General features: G+C 69.3%; 12 protein-coding genes. 8 read left to right on the top strand and 4 right to left on the bottom strand.

Annotated features, from left to right (window positions below; translation table 11 throughout):
* The first annotated feature begins 123 nt into the window (after positions 1 to 123).
* A complete protein-coding gene (locus tag AB0B45_RS49255; RefSeq protein WP_358145625.1) occupies positions 124 to 678 on the top strand; it encodes an FtsX-like permease family protein in 555 nt (184 codons plus the stop codon).
* 216 nt (positions 679 to 894) lie between these two features.
* Here the strand turns inward: AB0B45_RS49255 and AB0B45_RS49250 are convergent, their stop codons facing one another.
* Positions 895 to 1,671, bottom strand: a complete 777-nt coding sequence (locus AB0B45_RS49250; RefSeq protein WP_358145623.1) for a trypsin-like serine protease — start codon at positions 1,669 to 1,671, stop codon at positions 895 to 897.
* Between the two features lie 289 nt (positions 1,672 to 1,960).
* Between AB0B45_RS49250 and AB0B45_RS49245 the strand changes: the two genes are divergently transcribed.
* The 4 genes from AB0B45_RS49245 (at position 1,961) to AB0B45_RS49230 (ending at position 8,264) form a co-directional block, all read left to right on the top strand.
* Positions 1,961 to 3,526: a serine/threonine-protein kinase gene (locus AB0B45_RS49245; protein ID WP_358145622.1), complete on the top strand. Its 1,566-nt coding sequence runs from the start codon at positions 1,961 to 1,963 to the stop codon at positions 3,524 to 3,526.
* 308 nt (positions 3,527 to 3,834) lie between these two features.
* Positions 3,835 to 5,352: a protein kinase gene (locus AB0B45_RS49240; protein WP_358145620.1), complete on the top strand. Its 1,518-nt coding sequence runs from the start codon at positions 3,835 to 3,837 to the stop codon at positions 5,350 to 5,352.
* Complete coding sequence (locus AB0B45_RS49235) at positions 5,352 to 6,896, top strand: protein kinase (RefSeq protein WP_358145618.1); 1,545 nt, start codon at positions 5,352 to 5,354, stop codon at positions 6,894 to 6,896. Before AB0B45_RS49240 ends, AB0B45_RS49235 begins: the two co-directional genes overlap by 1 nt.
* A 141-nt stretch (positions 6,897 to 7,037) precedes the next feature.
* Complete coding sequence (locus AB0B45_RS49230) at positions 7,038 to 8,264, top strand: MFS transporter (RefSeq protein ID WP_358145616.1); 1,227 nt, start codon at positions 7,038 to 7,040, stop codon at positions 8,262 to 8,264.
* A 397-nt stretch (positions 8,265 to 8,661) separates the two neighbouring features.
* Here the strand turns inward: AB0B45_RS49230 and AB0B45_RS49225 are convergent, their stop codons facing one another.
* A complete protein-coding gene (locus AB0B45_RS49225; RefSeq protein WP_358145614.1) occupies positions 8,662 to 9,297 on the bottom strand; it encodes a TetR/AcrR family transcriptional regulator in 636 nt (211 codons plus the stop codon).
* 75 nt (positions 9,298 to 9,372) lie between these two features.
* On the opposite strand from AB0B45_RS49225, the gene AB0B45_RS49220 reads away from it, so the two are divergent.
* Positions 9,373 to 9,819: a VOC family protein gene (locus tag AB0B45_RS49220; RefSeq protein ID WP_358145612.1), complete on the top strand. Its 447-nt coding sequence runs from the start codon at positions 9,373 to 9,375 to the stop codon at positions 9,817 to 9,819.
* A gap of 152 nt (positions 9,820 to 9,971) precedes the next feature.
* On the opposite strand, the gene AB0B45_RS49215 is transcribed toward AB0B45_RS49220, so the two are convergent.
* Complete coding sequence (locus AB0B45_RS49215) at positions 9,972 to 12,455, bottom strand: tetratricopeptide repeat protein (protein WP_358145610.1); 2,484 nt, start codon at positions 12,453 to 12,455, stop codon at positions 9,972 to 9,974.
* A gap of 176 nt (positions 12,456 to 12,631) precedes the next feature.
* Between AB0B45_RS49215 and AB0B45_RS49210 the strand changes: the two genes are divergently transcribed.
* Together AB0B45_RS49210 and AB0B45_RS49205 are read left to right on the top strand one after the other, a co-directional pair.
* A complete protein-coding gene (locus AB0B45_RS49210) occupies positions 12,632 to 13,087 on the top strand; it encodes a carboxymuconolactone decarboxylase family protein (protein WP_358145608.1) in 456 nt (151 codons plus the stop codon).
* A gap of 157 nt (positions 13,088 to 13,244) precedes the next feature.
* On the top strand, positions 13,245 to 13,721 hold the full coding sequence (locus tag AB0B45_RS49205) for a hypothetical protein (RefSeq protein WP_358145606.1): 477 nt from the start codon (positions 13,245 to 13,247) through the stop codon (positions 13,719 to 13,721).
* A gap of 850 nt (positions 13,722 to 14,571) precedes the next feature.
* Here the strand turns inward: AB0B45_RS49205 and AB0B45_RS49200 are convergent.
* Positions 14,572 to 15,057 carry a carboxymuconolactone decarboxylase family protein gene (locus AB0B45_RS49200; protein ID WP_358145604.1) on the bottom strand — a complete coding sequence of 162 codons (486 nt, stop codon included), beginning with the start codon at positions 15,055 to 15,057 and terminating at the stop codon, positions 14,572 to 14,574.
* Positions 15,058 to 15,238: the final 181 nt, after the last annotated feature.

Genomic DNA, 15,238 nt, shown 5'->3' with positions numbered 1-15,238 from the left:
CCAGCCGCGCCCGTAGACCGAACGGTGGATCGCCGACCAGTAGACCTAATCCAACCGCAACGACGAAAGGGACATCAGCTCGCGTAACGCACTCTCAGAAGGACGCCCGACCCGCTGCTCGGTGTGAGCCACACGTCGCGCGACATCCACGCACGAGCCAGGCACACGGCCACGGTGGCCGCGCAGCTGGTCCTGCTGGTGGGCATCGCGACCGGAACCCTCTACATGCAGAGCACCGAGGACGCCGCCCAGCGCGAGCCGGCGGTCGCGGACGAGGTCAGCGTGCAGCTGGCGCCGGTCAACTACCTGGTCGTGATCATGATCATCGGATTCTCGTCGATCGTCGTGATCAATACGCTCGTCGCGGCCACCCGTAGACGGCAACGGGAGTTCGGCCTCCTGCGACTCTCAGCCGCCACCGGTGGCCAGGTGCTGAGGATGGTGACCATCGAGGCCGTCATCACCACGATCGTCGCCGTCACGCTCGGCACGGTCGCCGCGGCGGCGACCGCCGTGCCGTACAGCCTGGTCAAAATCGGGTCACCGATCGCGTCGGGCTCGCCGTGGATGTACGTCGCCATCGTGGTCGGCGCCTTCCTTCTCGCGGCATCGGCCACGACTCCGACGGCCCTGAGCACACTGCGCACGCGGCCCGTGGACGCGCTGACGGCGACGTAGTGGCGTAGCCGCTCGGCGTCCTGGCCTCAGCCAGTGGCCAGGCGGCAGAGTCGCGGCAGGTGGGACGGAATGAGGCTCCCGGTTGAAGCAGCCGCACTTGGTCGAATCCCGGGAGCCGCATGATCGGGTAGCGCCAGGGAACGAGGTATCGGATTCGGCTCGGATGGGATGGGACAGCACCGAGGTCATTCCACGGGGAGATCGCGCCAGACCAGTTCAGGGAAGCGTGACGAACTTGCCGAGGAAACGCCGGGCCGAGGCGGTGTCCAGGCGGTAGTCGAAGTTGGTCGACGTGCAGGCGTCGTCGTCTCCGCTGATCGTCGTGGCCACGAGGAGGTCCGAGGTAGGCCCTCCCAGGAAGTTCGGGCCGCCCGAATCGCCAAAACAGGTTCCACCGTCGCCTTTGGAAGAGTTCAGCGACAGATAGAGCCACCTGTCGCTGATGCTCTTGAAGGAGATGGATGTCTGGTTACGCGTGTCGGTGTAGGTGAACCGCCTTCCGTGCGGACCCTTGGTCGGGGCCAGCGAGCCGTACCCGACCGGAGTGAATCGCGCCGTCTTCAGGCTCTTGTCGGCCTCGAGCCGGTCGAGCATGCCCGCGGCGGGCAGTCTGGCGGGCTTGATGTTGGGGATGGCCGTGCTGAAGACGACGACGGCCATGTCGTGGAGCTCGGACTTGCCGTGGAATCGCGCGTCAGGCACGTAGCGGCCGGTGTAGACCTTTGCCCCGGGCCGGTAGTGGCCGGCGAACGAGACCTTGGCGGTCTTCTGCCCTGGTTCCCCGCAGTGGGCGGCGGTGAGGAAGACGGTCGGCGAGATGAGCGTGCCGGTGCAGTAGGACCACGTGCCGTCGCCGTACGGCTTGTCGTCGATGAGGGCCCCTACCGCCGGGTGATCGCCTTGGTCGGCGGTGCCATTGGTGATGGCCGATGCAGGGGAAGCGATATTTGCTACCAGAACAGCCGAAACTAGGACAAAGGGAACAAAACGCATGCACGGACTTTAGTCGCCCACGGGCGCATATGACACGTAACCGGGAAGAAATCTACTTAGCTTTGTCAGGCGGCCCACAATGGAGCGCCGCGGTAAAGATGCTCTGAGCAGCGATCCGTCGCCGGAAGAGAACGTGCGCGGATTCACCGTCGCGCGGGCCGGTCCGGCATCGTCTGGCACCACCTGCCACACATCCCGCCTGAGATCGGCCGGAAACACGCAGGCGTCTGAACGGTCCGCATTGCCATCGCGATCGACCGGACCGTTGCAGAAGCTTTAAGGTCATCGGGTGGCGTTGGTGGAAAGACAGCGGTTCGGCGTCTACGAGGCCGTTGACGTTCTCGGCGAGGGCGGACAGGGGATCGTCTACCTTGGTCGCGGACCCGACGGAAGCCCTGTCGCCATCAAGGTGCTGCACGGCCAGGTGGCGCGTGACGACGACGCGCGGCGGCGCTTCCAGCGGGAGGCGGAGGCGGCGCTGAAGGTGGCGCCGTTCTGCACCGCCAAGGTGCTGAACGTCGGTGTCGAAGGCGGCAGGCCGTACATCGTCAGCGAACACGTCCCCGGGCCCTCACTGGACACGCTGATCGCCGAGCAGGGCCCGCGAACCGGCGGCGGGCTGCAACGCCTGGCCGTGGCCACCCTGACCGCCCTGGCCGCCATCCACCGGGCAGGGATCGTCCACCGCGACTTCAAGCCCAGCAACGTGATCATGGGTCCCGAGGGGCCGGTCGTGATCGACTTCGGGATCGCCAGAACCGCCGACCACACCACGCACAGCGTCATGGGGACGCCCGCGTTCATGGCCCCCGAGCAGTTCGGAGGATGCGGCCTCACGGGGGCGGCGGACCTATTCAGCTGGGCCGGCACAATGATCTACGCGGCTACCGGTCGGCGGGCCTTCCGTGGTGACACGATGCCCGCGCTCATGCACGCCATCCTGACCACCGATCCCGACCTGTCGGGTGTCCCGGCCGAACTGCGCCCGCTGCTGCGATCCTGCCTGGCCAAGGACCCGGCGACGCGCCCGACGGCCGCGGCCCTCCTGCAGACGCTGACGGGCTCCGCCCCCGCGGCGCAACCGGGCACCAGCCGCCTTCCTGAGGGTGACCGTCTCACGATCGTCGCCCAGCCTCACCCTCAGGAACCCGCACACGTCTCCCATCCGGCTTATCTCCGGCACCCGCGCCACCCTCCATCCGGGCCCGCGGGACCGAGGCGCGTGGAGATCGGTACGGCCGGCCTGGTGTCGGGAGTGCTGGCGCTCCTGGCCGGGCCTCCGCTTCTGTACTACAGCGGGTACTTCGTCCTGGCGACCAGAGACTTCGCCACCGGCGACCACGTCACCATGCCGGACCCGTTCCATGTGGACCTGCCGAGAGCGGTCGCGTTCGCGGTGGTGGCGTGCCTCCTGTGCGTGGCGCTCAGCCGAGTGTCCTGGCCTGCGGCCGTCCTCGGCGTGGCCCACATCCCGCTCGCGGTGGCCTTCACGCTCCCGTCGCTGCCGCTCGGCACGAGGGACCGGTTCGAGGATTCCTTCGGCTTCGACCTCATGGCGCTGGTGTCGGTGGCCACCCTGCTGACCGCCCTGATTCTCCTCGCCACCGGCCTGCTGCTGTCGCGCTGGAGCCGAGTCGTCGCCGTCCTCGCGGTGTTGAGCGGCCTGCTCATGCTGGTCGCCGGCGTCACCGGCCTGCTGGCCGAGCTGGGTTTGGCGCATCCACGGCTCGGCGCGTTCACCACGGAGGCGCTCGGGCGACTGATGACCGCGGTGTGGGCGCTGGCGACCGCCGGGCTGGTGGTGGTGCGGGCCGTACAGGACAGAAGACGATCAGGCTTCCACCTCAGCCACTGATCTAGCCTACGGCGCCATCGGAAGTGGCCAAGGTGCTGGCCCGCTGGGCGAGATGGTCCGAGTGGCGGTCGCGTGAGGCAACCGGTCGGGCCTCTCGATCATTGAGCTCGGAGACTCTGCCCAGGTCATGTGGAGTAGAGGGCCGGCATCCGCGAATGGAAAGTCGTATTCCTGGACGTGCCGTGGGATGACGGCCGTCGTGGTGCGGAGGGGTGAGGTGGGTGGCTCGGTTGACACGACTTACCCACCGGTCCTGACATTTCCCGCTATCGTGCTGAAGATCACCTAGCAGCCGACACGGGAGTCCCATGCCGCACGTCGAACCCCTCCGGGAGGGCGACCCCGCGGCAGTGGGCCCCTACCGACTTCTCGGGCGCTTGGGTGCGGGCGGGCAGGGAATCGTCTACCTGGCCCAAAGGCGCGACGCCAGGCCGGTCGCCGTCAAAGTGCTGCGGGACGGGCTGGCCGACGAACGATTCGCCAAGGAGATCGACGCCGCGCGGCGGGTGGAGCCGTTCTGCATCGCCCAGGTGCTCGACGCCTCGCTCGGCGGCCGGCCGTACATCGTGACGGAATACGTCGAAGGGCCCTCGCTCCAGCAGGCGGGCCGCCACAGCGGCGCCGACCTGCAGCGGCTCGCCGTCGCGACCGCGACCGCGCTGACGGCCATCCACCAGGCGGGCATCGTGCACCGCGACTTCAAGCCTGCCAACGTGCTGCTCGGGCAGGGCGGGCCCCGGGTGATCGACTTCGGGATCGCCCGGTCCGTCGAATCGGGGCTGACGGCGACCAGCGGCATCATGGGGACCCCCGCGTACATGTCACCCGAGCAGCTCGCGGGAGCGAGGATCGGGCCCGCCACTGACGTGTTCGCGTGGGGATCGGTGATCGTGTTCGCCGCGACCGGGAGCCCTCCTTTCGGTGAGGACTCGCTCCCCGCTGTGATCAACCGGATTCTGCACAACGAGCCACAGCTCGGCGACCTGCCGCAGCCGTTACGCACGGTCGTGCTCGGGTGCCTGGCCAAGGATCCGGCGCACCGCCCGTCCATGCAGGACGTGCTGCTGCGGCTGCTGGGCGGACAGGACGCCGGCCGTCCTGGCGATCTCGGGCGCAGCGGGCCGTCCACGGTTCCCGGGCGGTCGCGGCGCGGGAGCGGGGCAGAAGGGGCGGGCCGCGGGGGGCGGGGCTGGATCGTGGCGGGAGCCTCCGGGCTGGCGGCGCTGATGGCCGCGGGGGCCGTCGTCTGGGTTGTCACGAACGGCAGGAGCACCGAGACGCCGCGCCCGAGCATGGAAGCGCTGGCGGTCACCACGACGGGAAAGCCCAGCCCGACGACGACGCGCCAGCGCTCGAAGCGGACCAGGAGGCCGTCCACCCCGAAACCGACCAGGACGCCATCCACCCCCAAACCGACCAGCCAGCCGACGAGCAGTCCGACGAGGGACCCCGCCACCGATCCGACGACCGCATCAGCGAAACCCACCAGGTCCACCTCATCGGGTGGCGGCGGGTCGCTCCGGATCGTGTCGGTGCGCGCCATGGGCGCGAGGAAGGCCAATACCCAGGACTGCGAGATCGGCCAGTCCAACATCTTCGGCCTGGTCGAAGGGACCAGACTGCACACCAGATTCCGCTACGAATGGGCTCTGGACGGCCGGGTGGTGGAGCGTTCGGAGGCCTACATCGCCGACTCCCACACCCAGCAGGTCATCGGCCCGCTCGTCAAGCCGAACGGCCCGCACCGCGTCACGCTCCGCCTCACCTCGCCCGCGACGGTGTCGAAGACGCTCTCGTTCACCATCTGCCCGGTCGGCACCGAGTGATGGCCCCGCTCCTGCCCGAGGATCCCCCGGCCGTCGGCCCATACCGGTTGCTCGGGCGGCTGGGCGCGGGTGGACAGGGCGTGGTCTACCTGGGTCAGGCGCCCGACGGGCGGCGGGTCGCAGTCAAGGTTCTGCAGGACGGGCTGGTGGGTGACCACCGGTTCGCCAAGGAGATCGACGCCGCGCGGCGGGTGGAGCCGTTCTGCATCGCCCAGGTGCTCGACGCTTCGCTCGGGGGCCGGCCGTACATCGTGACCGAGTACGTGGAAGGACCCTCGCTTCACCAGGCGGGCCGCCACAGCGGCGCCGACCTGCAGCGGCTCGCGGTCGCGACCGCGACCGCGCTGGCCGCGATCCACCGCGCAGGGGTGGTGCACCGTGACTTCAAGCCCGCCAACGTGCTGCTCGGACGCGACGGGCCGCGCGTCATCGACTTCGGCATCGCCCGCGCCTCCGGCCATTCGCTGACCGTGACGAGTAGCGTCGTCGGCACGCCCGCCTACATGGCGCCCGAGCAGATCGCGGGCGAGCCGATCGGTCCTGCGGTGGACGTCTTCGCCTGGGCGTCGGTGATCGTGTTCGCCGCGACCGGCACGCCTCCGTTCGGCGACGACTCGCTGCCCGCGGTGATCCGCCGCATCCTCCACGACGAGCCGTACCTGGGCGACCTGCCCGCGCCGCTACGCCCGATCGTGCTGGCCTGCCTCGCCAAGGACCCCGCCGCACGGCCCGCGATGCAGGACGTCCTGCTCCGGCTCATCGGCGCCCAACCCGCCGCTACGGCCGGCCGTACCACGGACCATTCCGGAGGTACGGCGGGCCGCCGGGGCGATACGGCGGGCCGCCGAGCAGACCCTTGGGGCGATACGGCGAGCCCTCGAGGCGGTACAGCGGGCCGTGTCGCGAGCCGTCGGAGGGGGAGGGCGGTGCTGGCGGGCGCCGGCGCACTGGGCGTGTCCGCCGCCCTGGTGGCCGGGGCGATCATGTGGATGCCCGCTTCGACGACGACCGCCGTCCCCACCTCAGCCGCCGCGGCTTCCTCGGGCGTCGAGGCCAAGACGCCGGACCCGTCGGCCAAGACGCCGGGTGCTGCCGCGACCGCCCAACCGAAGCCCACGCCCTCCCGGCGGCAGCCGACGTCCAAGCCCTCGACCTCCAAGCCGCCGACCTCCGAACCGGCGACGTCCAAGCCCACGACCTCCCCGGCGAAGACCGCGACCGCGCCCGCGAGCGGGACCGTCCGCCTGGTGTCGTTGACGCTGGACGGGCTGAGAACCGACAAGGGCTGCTGGTCGCCCAGCCTCTTCCCTGTCGCCCTGCTCAAGGGTCCGGCTGGGAAGCAGACGGAATACGGCTACAGATGGGTCGTGGACGGCGAGGACGAGGGGTGGAAGACGGACTGGGTGACCAACGGCACGGGCAAGAACCAGCGAAACCCGTTCGGCGCGTTCCCGCCGGGCAGGCACACGATCGTCTTCCACCTCCTGACCCCGTCGAAGGCCACCAAGAGGGTGTCGTTCACGGTGTGCGAGGCGTACTCCTGACCTGTTGACGATCAGCTGCCTGCCGGCCGGAGGTGCACTCCACCGAGCCGTCGGAGGTGACCAGCGCCGCGATTGGCTTGCTATTGCGAATAACTTGCAACAAGCTGTGCCTGTCGATCCCCGAGGACGCGGAGCCACCTCATGCCCCACCTGATGCCGGATGCCGGACCACAGCGCGTCATCGCGGCCTCGAACTTCGTCTACACCGTCGGCAGCGGCCTCTATCTGACCGCCGGGGTGCTGTACTTCACTCAGGCGGTGCATCTTCCGGCAAACCAGGTAGGGCTCGGGCTCGCCATCGCCGGATTCGTCTCGCTGGCCCTGGGCATCGCCGTCGGCCATCTCGCGGACAGGCGCGGAGCACGCGGCATCTACGCGACCACCCTTGTCGTCCAGGCGGTGGCAACGGCCGGCTTCGTGCTGGCGGACAGCTTCTGGCCGTTCGTTCTCGTGGTGTGCGTAGCCACCGGAGCGAAGGCGGCGGGACTGGCCGCACGCAGCCCGCTCATCAGGCACCACGGAGGGGACCGGCCACAGGAGTTCCGCGCCTATCTCCGCGCCGTGACCAACGTGGGCATCTCCCTCGGTGCCCTGCTGGCAGGCTGGGCGGTCCAGGTCGGCACCCTCACCGCCTACCAGCTCCTCGTCATCGGCAACGCGATCGCCTTCGCGGCCTCCGCGGCGATCCTGGTCTTCCTGCCGCCTGCGAAACCCGGGCCCATCGTTCACGGCCCTCGCTGGGTCGCCCTGCGGGACCGGCCCTACCTGCTGCTCACCGCCATCGACGGCATCATGGCCATACAGTTCAAGGTGCTCACCGTGGCCCTTCCGCTCTGGCTGGTCATGGCCACCACCGCCCCGCACTGGCTCGTTTCGGCCACCATGCTCATCAACACCGTCATCGTCATCGCGTTTCAGGTACGGGCCAGCCGCAACATCGATTCCCCCGCGGCCGGTGGAGGCGCCTACCGTCGATCAGGCGTGGCCTTCCTCGTCTCCTGCTCGCTGATCTCGCTGTCCGCAGGCGTACCGGCGTGGGCTGCCGCCACGCTGCTCATGACCGCGGTGGTCGTTCACGCGGTCGGTGAGCTGTGGCACTCCGCCGGGGGCTTCGAAGTGTCCTTCGCCCTCGCTCCAGAGCACGCCACCGGCCAGTACCTGGGCGTGTTCGGCTTGGGTGCCGGGTTGGCCGAGGCCCTCGGGCCGGGTCTGCTCATCGCGCTCTGCATCACCTGGGGCCGACCCGGGTGGTACGTCGTCGGAGCACTGTTCACCCTGACGGGCCTGGCGGCGCCACTCGCCGTCCGGTGGGCGCAACGCCAACAGCACGCGCGGCAGACACACGTCGAGGCCGCGTGCTTGGCCTGAGATTCCCGCTCGCACATCCCGGTCGACCATGCGGCTCGTCGGGGCCTCATACGCCGTGTCGCCGTGTTCGGCGATGTCCACGACCATGCAGCGCGCCGGGCGGATGCCGTACTGGGGGTCTATCTCGCACTCCACGGCATGTTCGAACCACATGCCTTGTTCCGGGGTCAGGCACTCGGTCACATCGTCATTCGCCTTCAGACGGAAGTGACGTGCAGCGCAAACGATCGGACTGGCACGGTCCACCCCGAACGGCTCCGACCGGCATCGTATTGCAACCTTGGCGCCTCGCTGATCGCGTCCGGACGATCGAAGTTCGAAGAACTTGCGCACCATGGCGTCCTGGAGGTGATGCTTGCCCTGATTCCCGATCCAGTCGAGAGCCGTGGGCGAGGCCTCAGGAGGCGGGTACGGCGTCGCCGTACAGGATCGAGGTCCAGGCCTTGGTGAGGGTGTCCACCAGGACCTCCTCGTCGTTGAACGGTGGGACGCCGGCGGCGGCGAGGTAGTAGAGCCGTTCCCCCAGCCACGTCAGCGATGCCGCGACCGCGCGCACGTCCGCGTCGCCGAGCCGTTCGCTGGCCTGCGGGTCTGCGGCGATGCGGGCTGCGGCGGCTTCGGTGAACAGGTCCATCTGGGCGAGCCACAGCGCTCGCAGGTCCTCGTCGGAACCCCAGCTTTCCACGATCGCCATGAGGACGCCCGCGTTGTCGCGCCACAGTCTGGCGCCGTCGCTCACGCCTGACCTGAGCGCGGCGACGGGGTCTCGCTCCTGGTCGATCCATGGTCGTGCGGCCTGCTGACCGCGGGCGACGGCCTCCCGTACGAGCTCGCCGAGGACGGCCTGCTTGCTCGGGAAGTAGAAGTAGAAACTGGCCCTGGAGACCTCCGCCGCCGTGAGGATGTCGGCCACGCTCAGAGCGTCGAAGCGGTGCTGCTGCAGCAGGTCACGGGTCGCGGTGAGGATCCGTTCGCGCAGGTCGGCGGAGGGGGACGCCCTACCGGATCGGCGGGGAGAACGTGGGCGTGACATGCGGTCCATCCTATGCACAGCGTGTACGAACAGTGTGTATGGACATAGTGTCCAGACACGTTGTATGGTCATCTCATGACACACGTTGCGATCCACCTCGTTTGCACCGACGCGGACGAGGCCGCCACCTGGTACAGCGAGGCGCTGGGCGCTCGGGAGACGAGCCGCCTCACCCTCCCTGACGGCAGCACGCTGACCGTCGAACTCCGTCTCGGCGACACCACCCTGGCGGTGGCGGGGGAGATGCCCGCGCGGGGGATGCGCGCTCCCGTCGGCCTCGGGGCCACCTCCGCGGCCTTCCACGTCCCGGTTCCGGACGTCGACGCGGCATGGGCCCGGGCGATGGAGGCGGGTGCGACGGTTTTCGAGCCGGTGCACGACGCCTTCTGGGGGGACCGTACCGGCCAGCTGCTGGACCCGTTCGGGCACCGGTGGGCGCTGAACCAGCACGTCCGGGACGTCCCCGCGGACGAGATCGCCCGCAGGGCGGCGGAACTGCTCAGCGGGTCGACGCCGGCGTGAGGCGGACGGGCCGGCCCGACAGGTGAGAAGACTCAGCCAGACAGTTACGGCGCTCCAAGGTCTCGGGAGGACTGATCATGGCGGTGGCGGGCTGCCCCCCACAAGGAGACGGCCGCGCCGACATGATCGATCCGCGGGAGCGACCAGTCACGTCAGGCCTCTGGTTTGAGCTCCTGTCGGATGGCCTGTCCTGCCGCGCGGTGCTCGGCGGCGGCAGCCGGGTCCGTCTCGTCGAGCACGGCGGCGATCCCCTCGTGGGCCAGTGCCTCCTTGTGCCGGTTGCCCACCTTCGGAGCCAGCTCGAGTGCCTGACGGTGCAAGCGCAAGGCCTCGTCGGGCAGGCCGGCCAGTCGGCAGGTCTCGCCGTAACCGTGGAGGAAATGAATCTTCCAGTGTTCCTCGAACAGCTCATCCAGGAGTGCGAACGCCTGTCGGTGGCTTGCCAGCGCCTCCTCGTAGCGGCCCACCTGGCGCAGGGCGACGCCCAGGCAGTTGAGACACCACGCCTCGTTGTGTTTGTGGCCGTCCTCGCGGGCGAGTTCCAGGGCTTGGCGCAGGTGCTCTACGGCCTCGTCGGATTGCTCGTGAGCGATGGCCATGCCAAGGGTGATCCGGGCTGTCAGTGCGGTCGGCCAGGCGGGGTCGGCGTGCGCGATGTCCAGCACCTCGCGGGCCAGCCGCGCCGCCTCCTCGCGGTGTCCCAGCTGCAGCATCGCCCAAGCCTCGTCGGCGGTCGCATGGGCCGCGCCCATCGGGCAGTCGGCGTCCGCGTACAGCTTCCGCGCCAGCCGGAAGAGGTCGAGTGGCTCCTCGACATTGCCCTCGTCCCACCTCAGGTAACCGCGGCGCATGATCAGATCTGCCTCGGAGCGGCTGTCCCCGGCCTGGGATATCAGCGGTGCCGCCGCCTCGTACGCGGCGCCGGCTTCCGCCATCCGGCCCGCGTTGTAGCGGGCGAAGCCCAGGTCGCTGTGCGCCTCGGCCAGTTGCCACGGATCGCCCAAGCGCTGTGCGGCCGCCAGCGATCGCTCGAAGAGGACGTTGAGGTGCGTCGTCCCGCAGCGCCGCGCGAAGAACGCCCGCATGAACCGCGGCAGCTCGCACGCGTGCGCGTCGGCTCCGGTGGCAACCGCCACCTCGAAGGCGCCCATCAGGTTCGTGTACTCCGTGACGAACCAGAAGAGGGCCGCATGCTTGTTGGTGAACTGCGGCAGCTCGGCCGGGGGCCGACCCGCGGAGGCCGCGCGGCTGCCGGACACGTACGGCATCGCGGCGTCGGCGGCAGCCGCCGCGTGCACGTAGTAGTCAAGCACCCGGCTCAGCGCCTGCTCCCGCTCCGCCGGTGAATCCTGCTCCGCGGCGGCTCGGCGCGCGTGCTGGTGCACCAGGTCGTGCAGTGTGTAGCGACCAGCCGACGGCTGCTGGACGAGGTGCGCGTCGTGCAGATCCTCCAGCATCGCCCGGGCGCTGCGCAGCGGCACGTCCGCCAGTGCCGCCGCCACGTACTCGTCGAAGGACGACCCGGACAGCAGTCCCAGCAACCGGAACAACCGGCGCTCGGCCCGGTCCAGCTGGCGTACGGACATGGCGAACGCGGTGTCGAACTCGCTCGCGCCCTCCGCCATACGCTCGACGAGGATGCCTACGGTCCAGCCCGGCCGGTGCCGCAACCGAGCCCCGGCCAGTCGCAGGGCCAGCGGCAGATGGCCGCACAACCGCAGCACCTCGGCCGCGGACTCCGGGTCGCGGGCCAGCCGGCCGTCGGGGCCGCTGGGATCGCCGCTGGCGCGGGCCAGCAGCTCGGCGCTCTCCTTCGGCGTCAGCACGTCCAGCGACACCGGGGGCACCTCCTCCAGGCCCAGCAGCCGGTTACGGCTGGTGATCAGGGCGACGGAGGGGCCCGCGCCGGGCAGCAGCAGGCGGACCTGGTCAGCGCTGGCGGCATTGTCGAGGACCACGACGGCTCGCCGGCCGGCCAGTTCCGACCGCCAGCAGGCGGCCAGCGGTTCGACGCCACCCTCCTGCGGGACCTTTTCCGACGGTACGTCGAGCGCGGCGAGCAATGCCCGCAGCGCGGGATCGGGGTCGAGCGGTTCCCGCCCGTCGGTGAACCCGTGCAGGTCCAGATAGAGCTGGGCGTCCGGGTACTCGGCGGCGAGCTGGTGCGCGGCGTGTACCGCCAGACACGTCTTGCCGACGCCCGCCATGCCGTCGACGGCGACCACCCGGCTGCTGCCCACCGCGGCGAGGACGGCGGCGAGCTGGGCCTCACGTCCAGTGAAGTCGGGCACGTCGCGCGGCAGATCATTGCGAGGTGGGCGTGGGGCACCGGCGGGCGGCGACGGGGGCTGGACCTGGCGGCTCGTCTTCGGCGGCGCGGGCAGGGGGTTCGTCGCCCGGTCCCACAGGGGGCGCAGCGGGCGGGGGTCACGCTTGACGAGGCGGCAGAGTTCGATCACCACGGACCAGGGTGGCACCGACTGGCCGCTGAGGTAGCGCGACAGCGACGACGAGCTGAGGCCCGTGTCCCGCGCGAGAGCCCGCACGCCGCGCCCGGACAGCTCCTGGAGCAGGCGTAGCCGGGCGGCCAGTTCGTCTTGGGGGTCCGCCTTCGCCATCCGCTGTTGCACAACCACCGTGTCCTGCCTCTCTGTCCCGTCGCGGAAGAAACCTATCGGGACGAATCGCCGCAGGCCATAGCCATTTCAACTGTCCCACGGTGTCCCACCGCCGTCGTCACGGCAAGCCCTTCCGGCTGTTATGGAGTCACGCCCCGAGGGACGGGGCGCCGATCCGGAAGAGGAGAACCACGATGCAGTCCCGTATGCAGAACCCGGCCTTCGTCCTGCCCGACGCGATGCAGCCCATCCAGCAGCTCTTCAAGGCCGTGCACGCCGGTGGGGTGGACGACCAGACGCTGGAGCTGGTGCATCTGCGGGTCAGCCAGATCAACGGTTGCAGTTCCTGTGTCGACGCGGGCACCAAGACCGCTCGTAAGGCGGGAGTGAGCGAGGAGCGGTTGGCCACGGTCGTCGCCTGGCGGGAGACCCCGTACTTCACCGAGGAGGAGCGGGCGGCGCTCGAGCTGGCCGAGGCCGCAACACGGCTGGCCGACCGTGCCGACGCGGTGAACGACGAGGTCTGGGACAGGGCCGCCACCTATTTCGACGAGAAGCAGTTGGCCGCGATCGTCCTGATGATCGGTGTCACCAACCTGTTCAACCGGCTCAACGCCACCACCCGACAGATCGCCGGCGCATGGGGGTGAGCGCTGCGCGGCCTCGGGCAGCGCGCTCGAACCCGTGGGCCAGGACCGCTCGCCTCATCGCCGCGGACTCTTCAGCGAAGCCGGAGAAGCCGCCACGGCGGCCGCCCTCGTAAGACGGTCGTCCCTACCAAGATTCGCAGACAAGGAGCTTCCCACCATGAGCGAAACGCAGAACGCCGCCAAGAGCACCACCGCAGCTGACAAGAAGTTCGACGGGTTCACCGACGAAGAACGAGCCGCGATGAAGGAGCATGCCCAGGAGCTGAAGAAGGCCGCGCGCCGCGGCTCGCGCGCGGCCAAAGCCGACGGGGAGCGCGACGTGCTTGAGAAGATCGCCGAGATGGCGGAAGCGGATCGCGTCCTGGCCGAGCGGGTTCATGCCGTCGTCAAAGCCAGCGCTCCGGCCCTGTCGCCGAAACTCTGGTACGGGATGCCCTCGTACGCCAAGGACGGCAAGGTCGTCTGCTTCTTCCAAAGCGCGGAGAAGTTCAAGTCGAGGTACGCGACGTTCGGCTTCAATGACATCGCGAACCTCGACGAAGACACCATGTGGCCGACCGCCTTCGCGCTGACGGAGTTGACCGCCGACGTCGAGGCGAGGATCGCCGAGCTCGTGAAGAAAGCGGTCAGCTGAGGACCGAGCAAGCGACTGGACTCCAGCCCTGGTATTTGACGATCCTGGGCTGGGTGATGGCTGCTTTCGCCCGGACGGTGTCCGGGCGTAGACGACCGGGTCGGTCGCCTGCGCACACGTCGGGATTCCGCGGCCTGATCGCAGGCGGGTTCAAGCGACCGGATAGGCGAGTTCGATCTGCAGTTCGAGCCCGTTCTCCGCGAGGAGCGTCGGGGTCCAGGTGTTGAAGGCCGAGTAGGTCTTCGAAGTAGGCCTCGCGCGGGACCCCGGGGGCGAACAGGACCAGCATCGAAGCGGGCCCCTTGGGGTTGCTGAACGCGTGGATCCCGCCCGGCGGGACGAAGAGGAAGTCGCCTGGCGTCGCGCCACCGTTCGCCGTCGTAGAGCCCGACTGTGCCGGACAGGATGAAGAACGACTCCGACATCGTCCTGTGGAAGTGCGCGCCTGGGCCGCCGCCGGGCTTCCCTCCCATGTCCCATCGGTAGAGGCCGTACTGCCCGCCGGTGGACTGGCCGGTAGCCAGGTAGTGCACGTTCGTGCGCCCGCCGATCACCAGGTCAGGCGCGGAGCCGCCTTTCCACAACGTGCCGCTGACCTCGCCCTTGTCCCCGTGGAAGAGCTCCGTGCCGGGCGACGAAGCCGATCCGCGTACGGGTGGTGTCCAGAACGTAGTCGCCGCTCAGCTCGCTGGGTGTGGTCAAGCTTGATCGCTCCTTGGGGGGACACCGGTAGGTGATCGTCGTGCTCCGAGCCGGTCATGATTCGCGCATGGCCCTCGGTGCTGCGTGACATGCGCGGGCCCGGCCCGGATTGATCAGATCCTGGGCCGGGCCGGGATTGGTCCGCCGGTCAGTTCGCCATGCTGGTGAACATGCCGGGCTCGTAGGAGCCCCCCGGATTGCGCACGATCACGTTGAGCCGGTTGTTCGCGTTGATCATGGCGATCAGGGAGACCAGCGCGACGATCTGGTCGTCGTCGTAGTGCTTGCGCACCTGGGCCCAGGTCTCGTCGGACACGCCGTGGTGGGCGTCGGCGAGCCGGGTGCCCTCCTCGGTGAGCGCCAGCGCGGCCTGCTCGGCCTCGGTGAACACGGTGGACTCGCGCCAGGCGGCGACCAGGTGGAGCCGGACCGCGCTCTCCCCGGCGGCCGTGGCGTCCTTGGTGTGGTAGTCGATGCAGAATCCGCAGCCGTTGATCTGGCTGGCGCGCAGCATCACCAGGTCCTGGGTGGCCTGGGGGAGCGGCGACTCCTGGATCGCCAGGGCGACGTTGTAGATCCGCTTGGCGATCTTGGCGCCGAGCTCGTTGGCGAGCATGTCGATACGGGGTTCCATGATGTGGTCCTCACTCGTGGTGTTGCGTACCGCGTGGATCGTTCGCGGCGTCCCGACGAACAAGAGATGCCGGCGACCCGATCCTTGTGACAGCGCGATTGTGTGACGTGCGTCACCGAGCGCGGATGTCACAAGGCGGCGGTGGGGACCGGTGTCCTATGCATGGCACGGTCGAGAACGA

The organism is Nonomuraea sp. NPDC049152 (assembly GCF_040648355.1).
GTDB lineage: Bacteria > Actinomycetota > Actinomycetes > Streptosporangiales > Streptosporangiaceae > Nonomuraea.
Note: the sequence above shows the minus strand (reverse complement) of the source record. Positions and strands in the feature narration are given on the sequence as shown.

Excerpts from the sequence above, each read along its gene's own strand:
- AB0B45_RS49250 (WP_358145623.1), bottom strand. The coding sequence starts at position 1,671 with ATGCGTTTTGTTCCCTTTGTCCTAGTTTCGGCTGTTCTGGTAGCAAAT.
- AB0B45_RS49240 (WP_358145620.1), top strand. The coding sequence starts at position 3,835 with ATGCCGCACGTCGAACCCCTCCGGGAGGGCGACCCCGCGGCAGTGGGC.
- AB0B45_RS49235 (WP_358145618.1), top strand. The coding sequence starts at position 5,352 with ATGGCCCCGCTCCTGCCCGAGGATCCCCCGGCCGTCGGCCCATACCGG.
- AB0B45_RS49230 (WP_358145616.1), top strand. The coding sequence starts at position 7,038 with ATGCCCCACCTGATGCCGGATGCCGGACCACAGCGCGTCATCGCGGCC.
- AB0B45_RS49225 (WP_358145614.1), bottom strand. The coding sequence starts at position 9,297 with ATGTCACGCCCACGTTCTCCCCGCCGATCCGGTAGGGCGTCCCCCTCC.
- AB0B45_RS49220 (WP_358145612.1), top strand. The coding sequence starts at position 9,373 with ATGACACACGTTGCGATCCACCTCGTTTGCACCGACGCGGACGAGGCC.
- AB0B45_RS49210 (WP_358145608.1), top strand. The coding sequence starts at position 12,632 with ATGCAGTCCCGTATGCAGAACCCGGCCTTCGTCCTGCCCGACGCGATG.
- AB0B45_RS49205 (WP_358145606.1), top strand. The coding sequence starts at position 13,245 with ATGAGCGAAACGCAGAACGCCGCCAAGAGCACCACCGCAGCTGACAAG.
- AB0B45_RS49200 (WP_358145604.1), bottom strand. The coding sequence starts at position 15,057 with ATGGAACCCCGTATCGACATGCTCGCCAACGAGCTCGGCGCCAAGATC.